This is a genomic window from Psychrobacter sp. AOP7-B1-24, assembly GCF_052376215.1.
Taxonomy (GTDB): Bacteria; Pseudomonadota; Gammaproteobacteria; order Pseudomonadales; family Moraxellaceae; genus Psychrobacter.
The window spans coordinates 115,818-124,939 of record NZ_JBQSVL010000001.1 but is presented as its reverse complement, the minus strand read 5'-3'; the positions used below and the strand labels follow the sequence as shown (position 1 = coordinate 124,939).

Annotated in this window: 9 protein-coding genes; 4 read left to right on the top strand and 5 right to left on the bottom strand. The window is 42.2% G+C overall.

Features of this window, described 5'->3' with window-relative positions; all coding sequences use genetic code 11:
• Positions 1-91 precede the first annotated feature (91 nt).
• The 4 genes from ACT3QP_RS00525 to pnp all read left to right on the top strand — a co-directional run bounded on the left by ACT3QP_RS00525 (position 92) and on the right by pnp (position 3,983).
• The gene (locus ACT3QP_RS00525) at positions 92-253 is read left to right on the top strand and encodes a hypothetical protein (RefSeq protein ID WP_444524048.1); all 162 of its coding nucleotides are present in this window, start codon (positions 92-94) and stop codon (positions 251-253) included.
• Between the two features lie 132 nt (positions 254-385).
• On the top strand, positions 386-565 hold the full coding sequence (locus ACT3QP_RS00520) for a hypothetical protein (RefSeq protein WP_444524047.1): 180 nt from the start codon (positions 386-388) through the stop codon (positions 563-565).
• A 328-nt stretch (positions 566-893) separates the two neighbouring features.
• Entirely contained in the window at positions 894-1,160 is a 267-nt protein-coding gene (gene rpsO / locus ACT3QP_RS00515; RefSeq protein ID WP_045443035.1) for a 30S ribosomal protein S15, read from the top strand.
• Positions 1,161-1,880: 720 nt separating this feature from the next.
• Positions 1,881-3,983, top strand: a complete 2,103-nt coding sequence (gene pnp / locus ACT3QP_RS00510) for a polyribonucleotide nucleotidyltransferase (protein WP_444524046.1) — start codon at positions 1,881-1,883, stop codon at positions 3,981-3,983.
• Between the two features lie 127 nt (positions 3,984-4,110).
• On the opposite strand, the gene ACT3QP_RS00505 is transcribed toward pnp, so the two are convergent.
• The 5 genes from ACT3QP_RS00505 to ACT3QP_RS00485 form a co-directional block, all read right to left on the bottom strand.
• The gene (locus ACT3QP_RS00505; RefSeq protein ID WP_444524045.1) at positions 4,111-5,025 is read right to left on the bottom strand and encodes a haloalkane dehalogenase; all 915 of its coding nucleotides are present in this window, start codon (positions 5,023-5,025) and stop codon (positions 4,111-4,113) included.
• A gap of 130 nt (positions 5,026-5,155) precedes the next feature.
• Entirely contained in the window at positions 5,156-5,734 is a 579-nt protein-coding gene (locus ACT3QP_RS00500; RefSeq protein ID WP_444524044.1) for a hypothetical protein, read from the bottom strand.
• A gap of 27 nt (positions 5,735-5,761) precedes the next feature.
• Positions 5,762-6,283, bottom strand: a complete 522-nt coding sequence (locus ACT3QP_RS00495) for a hypothetical protein (protein ID WP_442063128.1) — start codon at positions 6,281-6,283, stop codon at positions 5,762-5,764.
• Between the two features lie 123 nt (positions 6,284-6,406).
• Entirely contained in the window at positions 6,407-6,664 is a 258-nt protein-coding gene (locus ACT3QP_RS00490) for a YheV family putative zinc ribbon protein (protein WP_192992526.1), read from the bottom strand.
• The gene (locus ACT3QP_RS00485; RefSeq protein ID WP_444524043.1) at positions 6,665-8,878 is read right to left on the bottom strand and encodes a M3 family metallopeptidase; all 2,214 of its coding nucleotides are present in this window, start codon (positions 8,876-8,878) and stop codon (positions 6,665-6,667) included.
• Positions 8,879-9,122 lie beyond the last annotated feature (244 nt).

Sequence of the window (9,122 nt, the reverse complement as noted above, 5' to 3'; positions counted from 1 at the left end):
TGGCTGTCACCCTCCTTTCATCTCCTCAGCATACTTTCTGACACACCACCCTATATTTAAATCATTTATAACGCTAACTGAGGACGATACTATGTCAAATACTAATCCAAATGATACTAAACTTGAACAACAACGTTCTGATTCAGCGGAAGCAGCGCTTGAAAGTCAGACTGAAGACAGCCATAATGAAAGTAGTGAAGCAGCTGCAGAACGTATTGCAGCTAACTTAGAAAGTTCAAAAGAAGACAAGTAAGTTTCTAGGGCGTGTCCTCAATTCAATCGATAGTCACCTATAATAAAGTGATATCGATACTTTTATAGTTTGCACTTCCTGTTATTGATGAGTGCAAATACCATTAGTCCAAAAAATAATTCAGGAGCTAATATGAGTAATTCACCGAACAATATGGACGCGCAAGAAAAAGAGATTGATGTGCTATATAAAGAGCTTGATCCTCAAGATGAAGCTCCAGTTAGCTTAGCAGAGGCAACCACTGCGCCTTTAGATAATGACGCAATTGGTCGACATACGACACAAGCAGACTCACATGGTGGTAATAAGTAAGTGTTTACGCTTTTAGTCTATGTTGTTATCAAAAACTGCTGTTAGTTCAGCAGTTTTTTGTTATAATCTTTCTCACATTTAAACTAGGTTTTAGATAGCGCACTGTATTTAACCCATTACTTTAGTTAAGTAGTGCTATAGGCTAAATGCAGGGTAGGATTCAAAACATATTAAGTGGTTGTTAACTGAGCTTGTCGTACACTAGGTCAACTCTAGTAATGCAGGGTTGTCCTGAATGATGCACAGGTTATTTTATTTATTCTATTACTTTAAAGTTGGCTACATATCGTAGCTTGTCTTAAAGTTCTTAGCATTGCCGGAGATATTTATGCTAACTAATACTGATCGCGAACAAATCATTGCTCAATACCAACGTGGCGAAAACGACACTGGTTCTCCAGAAGTTCAAGTCGCTTTACTAAGTGCTCGTATCAACGATTTGCAGAACCACTTTAAAGCACACAAAGCAGATCATCATAGCCGCCGCGGTCTTATCCGTATGGTTAACACGCGTCGTAAACTGCTTGATTATTTAAAAGGTAAAGACCTTGGTCGTTACACTACTCTAATCAGCCAGTTAGGTCTACGTCGTTAATTTGGCGACAACAGTACGAGTGGTTGAGATATTCAATAATACCATTATTTGGTATGATCTTAGCTTTTTTGTTAAGCCGCTTAGAAACTGTTTGCTGGTATCGATAAAATAGATTTTTCTAAAAACGGTGTGGAATAGTTTCACGCCGTTTTTTTATGCTTATTCATTTTAAAATTAGTGCTCAGATAATGTAAATTATATCTATTTCCAGAGAGTGTCTAAGAGAAATGCAGGAGTAAGCTATACTAACCAAGCAGCTTAAATAGTATTTTCTGACGATAATGGCACTACCTTGTAATTAATTGGTCAATAGCTATAAATCACTGTAAAATAATGCCTTGTGAGTTTGATAGTACATCTGCTATAGATATGACGATTTTTGATAAAATACGTATTGCTTGGTTTAGTGAGTAGCGTAAATAGATGACACTTATCAGACCAAAACAGCCTGTAGGGTTTTTAGCATCAAAGTCTTTAGACTTAGAGTCTTTGTGATAGTATTCATGGTAAAGCTAAAATTGTACGACCGAATATATATAGTAGTACGATGTCCAACTTAGACAAATATATGAGATAACCAAGTAACGTTATTGGCATTGGTTGATATGCTTTTTAATAGTAATTATGTCAGCTGATAGCCATATACACAGAATTTTAATGACAGATATCAGCTTGTTATAGCACTGATATTATTTTGTCAGTCAACATTAGGAAGATTATATGACAATGTTCAACACTATTAAGCGTGAATTCCAATATGGCAATCAGCAGGTTGTTATTGAAACGGGTCGCGTTGCACGTCAAGCAAACTCTATCTTAGTTCATATGGGCGGCGTTACTGTCCTAGTCGCAGCTGTTGTGAAATCAGAAGCCAAAGAAGGTCAAAACTTCTTTCCGCTAACCGTAAACTACCAAGAGAAAATGTATGCAGCGGGTAAAATCCCAGGTGCTTACGGCAAACGCGAAGGTCGAGCGAGCGAGTTTGAAACCTTAACTTCACGTTTGATTGACCGTCCGATTCGTCCGCTATTCCCAGAAGGTTATGTGAACGAAATCCAAATTACGGCGACCGTTGTATCATCAGATAAAACTCAGTCAGCAGATATCGCCGCACTAATCGGTGCTTCAGCTGCTTTAGCTATCTCTGATGCGCCATTTAATGGTCCTGTTGCTGCCGCTCGTGTTGGTTTTATTAACGGTGAATATGTTCTAAACCCAACTTCTGAACAACTTGAAACCAGTGATTTGGATTTGGTTGTAGCTGGTACTAAGTCTGCTGTATTGATGGTTGAGTCTGAAGCAGCTGAATTGTCAGAAGATCAAATGTTGGGCGCAGTACTATACGGTCATCAGCAACAGCAAGTCGTTATTGATAACATTGTATCAATGGCAGAAGAAGTTGGTACTGCTAAGCAGCAGTATTCTGCTCCTGAGCGTGATCAAGCGCTTACCAGTAGTATGAAAGAGCAGTTCGGCGAGCAAGTTGCGGATGCTTATACAATTACTGACAAGCAAGCACGTTATACTAAGCTAGATGAAATTAAACAGTCAATTATCGATGCGCTTGCTGGTGATGCTGAGTCAGAAACTTATGCTGATACGGTATCTGAACTCAAAGAAATCTATAATGATCTTAAGTATCGTACGGTTCGTGACAATATTTTGTCAGGTAAGCCACGTATCGATGGTCGTGATCTTGAAACTGTTCGTGCGCTTGATGTACAAGTTGGTGTATTGCCATACACACATGGTTCAGCATTGTTCACACGTGGTGAGACGCAAGCATTGGTTACTACTACGTTGGGCAACAGCCGTGACGTTAATATGATTGACTCATTGGGTGGTACTATTCGTGACCATTTCATGTTGCATTACAACTTCCCGCATTTCTCAGTAGGTGAAACAGGTCGTGAAGGTATTCCAAAACGTCGTGAAATCGGTCATGGTCGTCTAGCACGTCGCGGCGTACAAGCAATGCTTCCAGATAGTGAACGCTTCCCGTACGTTATCCGTGTGGTATCAGAGATTACTGAATCAAACGGTTCATCTTCTATGGCATCTGTTTGTGGTGCAAGCTTGGCATTGATGGATGCAGGCGTACCATTAAAAGCACCAGTTGCTGGTATCGCGATGGGTCTGGTTAAAGAAGGCGAGCGTTTCGCTGTATTGTCAGATATCTTAGGTGATGAAGATCATCTTGGTGATATGGACTTTAAAGTGGCTGGTTCTAAAGACGGTATTACTGCGTTACAGATGGACATCAAAATCGAAGGTATTACCCCAGACATCATGGAGCAAGCGCTTAAGCAAGCCCATGCTGGTCGTATCCATATCTTAGATGCGATGAATCAAGTATTGCCAGAGAGTCGTACTGAAATCAACGCTCATGCGCCTAACTATGCAGTTATCGAAATCAATCCAGATAAGATTCGTGATGTAATCGGTAAAGGCGGCGCGATGATTCGTCAGCTAACCGAAGAAACTGGTGCAGTGATCGATATTGATGATGGTGGCACGATTCGTATCTTTGGTGAAAACAAAGCCGCGACTAAAGCCGCTATTGGTAAAATCGAAGCATTGACTGCTGAAGTTGAAGTGGGTAAAACATACGAAGGTACCGTTGCTCGTATTGTTGATTTCGGTGCATTCGTTAACGTTCTACCAAATACTGATGGCCTAGTACACATCTCTCAAATCGCAGAAGAGCGCGTTGAAAATGTATCTGACTACTTAAAAGAAGGTCAGGTCGTGAAAGTATTCGTTCAAGACGTTGATAACCGTGGTCGCATCAAATTGACTATGAAAGGTATTGAACAAAACTAATCGTTAGTCATTGGTTTCGTTAGACTTTACCGAATAAAAAACCGCTTTGAGATTCTCACTATGAGTGCTCAAGGCGGTTTTTTTATGGGTACTATTTATGTGGATAAATAAGTGGCTACTTTCTCATTTACTTCTTGGGGTTGTCATTGATAAACGAAACCAGCAGCTCAGCCAGCTTTTCACCTTGGTCCTCTTGTAGGAAATGACCACCATTGGCAATAATTGTGTGTGCTTGACCTTGAGTACCAGGGATAAGTTTTTGCATGATTTGATCGCCACCACCAGTAACAGGATCAGAGTCGCTAAACAGCGTAATAAAAGGCTTGGTCCATTTGGTGAGCTGCCCCCAAGCCGCACGGTTATTTTCTGAAGCGGGATCATCAGGTGTGGTAGGGACTAATATGGGAAACTGCCTTGCTCCCTCTTTATAAGATTCATCAGGGAACGGCGCATTATAAGCATCAATGACTGCTTGTGACAGTTCGGTTGTGGTACCACTATTAATGATGCTACCGACATGAAACGTCGGAGTGTCCTGTGAGAACTGCTGCCACTTTCGGAAGCTTTCTCCTGGATCGTGATCACCAGTGGGGAGCATGGTATTTCCAGCTGCTACTCGAGTAAATCTGTCTGGGTTTTCTGCTACGAGACGTAAACCAATCAAGCCACCCCAATCTTGACAAAATAATGTGATATCCGTCAGATCTAATTGATCAACTACTGATTGCATCCAGTCGACATGGCGCTGGTAAGTGTAGTCAGTACGGGCAGCAGGTTTATCTGATCGTCCAAATCCAGGGAGGTCTGGCGCAATGACACGATGTCCTGCCGCTGTCAGTATGGGTATCACTTTACGATATAGATAGCACCAAGAAGGTTCACCATGTAGGAGTAAAACTGGATCGGCATCTTTTGAACCTTCATCCAGATAATGTACGCGCAGCTTGCCGCCTTCACCGTCATCTACCATTGTATAGTGCGGCGTAAAGTTGTAATCGAGCAGGTTTGCAAAACGCTCATCAGGGGTTCTAAGAACTTTCATAGGGTATCCTTATCCTTTATGATAAATAATCATGCATTCTCAGGCAGAGAATGTAGGATTCAGCATAGCATTGAAGTTATTATTAGAGTAATGTTTTTTGAATATCAAAGAGTTGTACTCTGTCTTGTAATTATTTTATTTGCTCTTGAATTTCAACGCTTTTGGGTAGATGTATATCGATTCGCAGCTTGGGTAATGCTTGTAGTCGTTCAGTCAGTAATGGCAAAGTATCAGTAATCCAATCTAAAGGGACTGAATTTTCTGCATTAAGTTTGTCGGTCATATGATCCCGTGCATTATTATAAATAAGTGGACGTGCAAGGAGAGCAATCCGACGGATACCTTGGTAGCGTATCAATGGGATAAGCTGTTGCTGACAATCAGTCAATGCTTCTTCTAGCCAACGTGCGCGTGCTGGATGATAAGGGTGATCCGATATAATAAGATTGGCAATATAACTGGGTTGATTACCATTACTGCTGATACCCAGTCCTGCTTGCTCACGAGAGCGTTTGTGAAGCAGGCAACTACCGACGCTTAGATTACCATCACGGCACGCACGATAGTAACGTTGATAATTATCAGGAAATAACGTTTTAGCTCTTGTGAGTACAGGATCTAGCAGGATGCCCGCTGTATTAACGGGCAGGATAAGTAGCTGTGCGCTGCTATTTAGAATAGGGGCGTGGGTCAGTTGTAGAGTTGCCATTGCCATCACTTTTACATAGCTATGATTTTATTCTGTTGCGGTTTTAACGGTATCACCCGCCTCTAATTGTGCTAACTGTTGTTCAACCAGTGCAATCTGCTCTTCCTTCATTTCAGCCAACTGTTTGTTCATAGCCAGTTGTTCAGCGGCAAGTTTTTCTTGTTCAGTCAGACGCTTAAGCTCGTCATCTAAACGATCTATCTCTTCTTTAGCCAAGCTATCACTTTCTGGTAATGGCGCATTTAAGATGGTTTCAGGGGTAAGCACATCACCATTTAAAGAAGAAGCATCGCTACTGTCCTCTACTTCTGGAGTTTCATTACCCGAGTCACTCGCTGCACTATCGAGTGGCGTAGAAACAGGCTGCGTTGCTTCAATCTGTTTCGTGACAGGAAAAGGTTGGTTGGTATTAGACAAAGCTACTTTCCAAATCAAATAACCAATAAGTATGGTTGCCAATACTAAAACTAACAACCATTTTTTCCATGGTTTGCTAGCATTTTCTTTTAGTGATTTTGTGGGCAAAGGACGCATATTTGGATTTTTCATACTGTTGTCGATTTATGTCAGAAATGTAATTGTATATACTATAGCAAACTCAAAATAAAAAGCCTATCTATTGATAGATAGGCTTTTAGCTATTTTAACTTGACGTTGAAAATCAGCACATGTTTAGGATTTAAATTTGACGGTGCCGCTAGTGCCTGTGCTCATCGCATCGTGAATCAGCTGATCTTCGAGATGATTCTTAGCACTGATAGCGTCAGGGTCAGGGCGATGCTCTGTATGTCCACATTGTGTACATTCAATATATTCGTCAGGCTCTGGATCAACGATATTCACTTGCACCACCGCATCCATCGCCTGGCATTTTGGACAGCGAACACCTGCTAAAAAACGCCGTTTTGGCCTTGATGACTGATAACGCATTTATATGACCTCGCTAGTCATTTGGGGATTGGTCGTATCGGTATTTTTAGCCACATCAAAACCACTGTGGCGTAGCAGGGCCTCGATGCTAGCACTGCGACCACGGAAGTTTTCAAAATTAGTCTTGGCTGGGAAGCTACCGCCAACGGATAAGATAGTCTCGCGAAAAGCTTTGCCTGTGGCTGGGTTAAAAATACCTTCTTCTTCAAACTTACTAAAAGCGTCTGCAGATAGTAGCTCTGCCCATTTATAAGAGTAATAACCAGCAGCGTAACCACCTGCAAAGATGTGGCTAAAACCATTGGCAAAGCGGTTATAGTCAGGCGTTTGCATAATGGCAATATCGCTACGCACGGTATTTAAGGTTGCTAAAATACCCTCATAATCGGGCGCTGGTGTCTGTGCATGCATCAGCAGATCAAAAAGAGCAAATTCGATTTGACGTAATGTTTGCATACCGCTTTGAAAGTTTTTGGCAGCCAATAGGGCATCGAGTTTGTCTTTAGGTAGTGGTTCACCTGTTTCGACATGACTACTAATCAGCGCGATACCTTCTGCATCCCACGCCCAGTTTTCCATAAACTGGCTTGGTAGCTCGACGGCATCCCATTCGACGCCATTGACACCAGCGACATCACCGACAGTTACTTGTGTTAATAAATGATGTAGACCGTGACCGAACTCATGGAATAAGGTCAATACTTCGTTATGCGTCAATAAGCTTGGTTTGCCCGCAAGTGCAGGAGTGAAGTTACCTACCATAAAGCAAACAGGTAGCTGTTGGTGGTCTTGTTCGTCATAAGTATAACGCGACTGAAAACCACTCATCCATGCGCCGCCGCGCTTGCCGCTACGGGCAAATAGGTCAAAGTAAAAACCACCAATTAAGCGGTCGTCAGCATCAAATAGTTGATAGAAACGAACGTCATCATGCCAGCGTGACACAGATTCTTGTTTACTACTGTGTTCGTTACTGTAATTGATTTGCTCCTGTACTTTGATACCGTACAGGCGTTCTACGATAGCAAACAAGCCACTAATGACTTTCGGTAATGGGAAGTAAGGGCGAATTTCTTCTTGTGATAAGCTGAATTCGCTTTGTTTTACTTTTTCCGCAATATAGGCACTGTCCCATGGCTGTAAGTCGTTAATATTGTAATCCTTCGCACACTTTTGTAGCTGTGCTAAGTCTTGCTTGGCAGTAGGCGTCGCTTGTGTTGCCAAATCGCGTAAGAACGTCTCAACTTCCACGACGCTATCAGCCATCTTAGTCGATAGTGACACCTCAGCATAATTATTGAAGCCGAGTAGTTTAGCCTTCTGCTCACGTAATTTTAGAATCTGACCCATGATATCAGCGTTATTGAGCGACTCACCTTTGGCATTGCTGTGCTGGTCAAACTCTGAAGCACGAGTGACATAAGCCTGATACAGAGTCTCACGCAGACTGCGATCATCAGCATGGGTCATGATAGCGAGATAGACAGGTATATTTAAGCTTGCGACATAATAAGGGGTCGGTAGTGCGTCGATATCCGCTTGTGTGAGTGCACCGCTGGCAAGCTGACGAGCCTTGTACTGCTCACCTGCATCCGCTAAAAGCGCCAGCCCACTCTCGGTCAAACCGGCCAACTGGTTCTCTGTCAAAGGTAGTGCAAACGCTTGTGTGGCGTCCAAAATATGATCTGAAAATGTCGCTGATAACGTGGATAGCTTACTTTGGATGGCGGCAAAGGCTTCTTGCTCAGCCTTCGGTAGAGCGACTCCTGATAGCTGGAAGCTGCGCAGCGCAAGTTCGATCGCACGGGCTCGTGCAGGCTCAAGTGCCGCAAAAAAATCTGTATTATTCACGATAGTTTGGTAGCGGCTAAACAATGACTGATGCTGTCCGACGCGAGTGCCATAAGCCGATAGTTTAGGCAGCAATTCATGATGTATATGACGGATTTCATCATTACTTGTCACGCTATTGAGATGCGATAGAACGCCCCAACTGCGATCTAAAGCCAGATTGATATGATCAAAAACCATTACATCTGCCAGTGCTTGCTCAGCACTTGGGTCAGCAGTATTATCATTGCTATTGGTCGGGGTTCCTATCGTATCTAGAAAGGCATTGGCATCGTCGATAGCTGCAATAACTTGCTCTTGCAAACTGCCTGGTGTGGCAGTCGCAAAGTCGACAAGATGTAAATCTGCTGAAATAGGTGACATAAAATTATCCGGTATGTGTCTTAGTGAATGAATTATTATTGGTTGAGTATAAGGCTTATATAAAAGATGGGTTCATTTGATAAAAATACAACCTAGGCACTCACAATACAGACTGCAAAGAGGTGACACCACCAAGATGATGTCGTTTACTACTTTTTTATTATGTTAAAAATAACTTTACTTACAAAGGAACATCATTTGTTTGCAAGTTGGCTCTGTCGATAGCGGGTTTTTGTTGTTAATA

Excerpts from the sequence above, each read along its gene's own strand:
- ACT3QP_RS00505 (WP_444524045.1), bottom strand. The coding sequence starts at position 5,025 with ATGAAAGTTCTTAGAACCCCTGATGAGCGTTTTGCAAACCTGCTCGAT.
- ACT3QP_RS00485 (WP_444524043.1), bottom strand. The coding sequence starts at position 8,878 with ATGTCACCTATTTCAGCAGATTTACATCTTGTCGACTTTGCGACTGCC.
- ACT3QP_RS00525 (WP_444524048.1), top strand. The coding sequence starts at position 92 with ATGTCAAATACTAATCCAAATGATACTAAACTTGAACAACAACGTTCT.
- ACT3QP_RS00495 (WP_442063128.1), bottom strand. The coding sequence starts at position 6,283 with ATGAAAAATCCAAATATGCGTCCTTTGCCCACAAAATCACTAAAAGAA.
- ACT3QP_RS00500 (WP_444524044.1), bottom strand. The coding sequence starts at position 5,734 with ATGGCAACTCTACAACTGACCCACGCCCCTATTCTAAATAGCAGCGCA.
- ACT3QP_RS00490 (WP_192992526.1), bottom strand. The coding sequence starts at position 6,664 with ATGCGTTATCAGTCATCAAGGCCAAAACGGCGTTTTTTAGCAGGTGTT.
- ACT3QP_RS00520 (WP_444524047.1), top strand. The coding sequence starts at position 386 with ATGAGTAATTCACCGAACAATATGGACGCGCAAGAAAAAGAGATTGAT.
- rpsO (WP_045443035.1), top strand. The coding sequence starts at position 894 with ATGCTAACTAATACTGATCGCGAACAAATCATTGCTCAATACCAACGT.
- pnp (WP_444524046.1), top strand. The coding sequence starts at position 1,881 with ATGACAATGTTCAACACTATTAAGCGTGAATTCCAATATGGCAATCAG.